2 protein-coding genes and 1 pseudogene are annotated in these 1356 nt (G+C 37.0%); all 3 read right to left on the reverse strand.

Features of this window, described 5'->3' with window-relative positions:
• Positions 1-51: 51 nt before the first annotated feature.
• Positions 52-702, reverse strand: a pseudogene (locus BW928_RS11200) (IS3 family transposase); the annotation flags it as partial.
• Positions 699-881, reverse strand: coding sequence for an IS3 family transposase (locus BW928_RS12270; RefSeq protein WP_158078467.1), 183 nt, complete (start codon positions 879-881; stop codon positions 699-701). The gene BW928_RS12270 and the pseudogene BW928_RS11200, both read right to left, overlap by 4 nt.
• 68 nt (positions 882-949) lie before the next feature.
• Positions 950-1356: helix-turn-helix domain-containing protein (locus tag BW928_RS11210; protein ID WP_076556281.1), on the reverse strand; the 407-nt coding region annotated here is incomplete at its 5' end.

Genomic DNA, 1356 nt, shown 5'->3' on the forward strand with positions numbered 1-1356 from the left:
TGAACCGACCCCCAAATCTTAGACACAAGATTAAAGGTTAGGTTGATAAAGCTAAGTGGTTTGACCAAGGACTAAGCTTCTGTATCTGACAGGACTTAGTCCTTTTAGTTTGGTCTTTATTCTATTATAATTGTAATAATGAATGTACTCATCAATCGTTGTTTTAAGCTCATTGATGGATGTGAAAGTGGTTTGTTCATAAAAGATTTCCTGTTTGAGTGTCCCAAAGAAACTTTCAATGACTGCATTATCAAGACAATTACCCTTTCTTGACATACTTTGGATTAAGCCTTGTTCCTTTAAAGTTTGTTGATAATGATACTGTTGGTAGTGTATGCCTCTGTCTGAATGAATGATGGGTGTTTCATTAGGTCTTAGTTTAGATAAAGCATTACTTAACATCTCATTAACCAAGTCATAAGTAGGTCGTTCATTGAGAGCATAACTGACAATCTCGCCATTAAACAAGTCTATGATGGGCGATAGATACAGTTTTTTCTCTGTGATTATGCCATTTTGTGCCTCATCTTGCACCTTAAACTCTGTTACATCAGTTGACCATTTTTGATTGGGTCTTGTGGCTTTAAAGTCTCTTTGTAGGACATTGTCTTTAATCTTGTCTTGGTGTTCCCCTTGATAAGAGGAGTAGGCTTTGTATTTTCGTTGTCTGATTTTGGATTTCAAGCCCATTGCTTGCATTAAGGTTGCACTCTTTTGTGGTTGATGACAAGATTTTGATTGTTAAGCTGATGGTTGAGTTCTAAGGTAATTCTACGATACCCATATCTGCCTTTGTGCTTATGGTAGATGTGGTTAATGCGTTCTTTTAGGAATTGGTCTTTGTCAGGCTTTGTACTTTGACGAATGTGGTAATAAAACACACTTCTTGGCAGGTTTGAGATTACCAACAAATCTTTTAGAGGGTGTTTATGCCTTAATTCTTGAACAATCAGGACTTGTTCTTTGATTGTTCCTTTTGACGAATTAAGGCATCGAGCTTTTTTAGGTAGTCGTTTTCTGCTTCTAAGTATGCTAGGCGTTTTAGAAGTTTGGCATAGTCATCATCTTGTGGCTTGGTTTTGCTTGTTGATTTGTTTTTGGTTGTTTTGTCTTTATTGGTATTGTGTTTGTTTGGCATTGCTTTTCTGCCTTTGGGTTTGGGAGTAAGTCCCATTATACCAAAGCTTTGATAGGACTTTAACCAGTTTGACAGTAAAGCAGGTTGTGGTAGATTAAGCTCTATGGCAAGCTGTGTCAAAGATTTGCCAAGAAGAACTTGTTGTACAGCGTTAAGTTTAAAGGTGGTGTCATAGATGGCTTTGGTTCTTCGTCTTTTAATACCATCAATACCGTGTG

The organism is Moraxella cuniculi DSM 21768 (assembly GCF_900156515.1).
Lineage (GTDB): Bacteria > Pseudomonadota > Gammaproteobacteria > Pseudomonadales > Moraxellaceae > Moraxella > Moraxella cuniculi.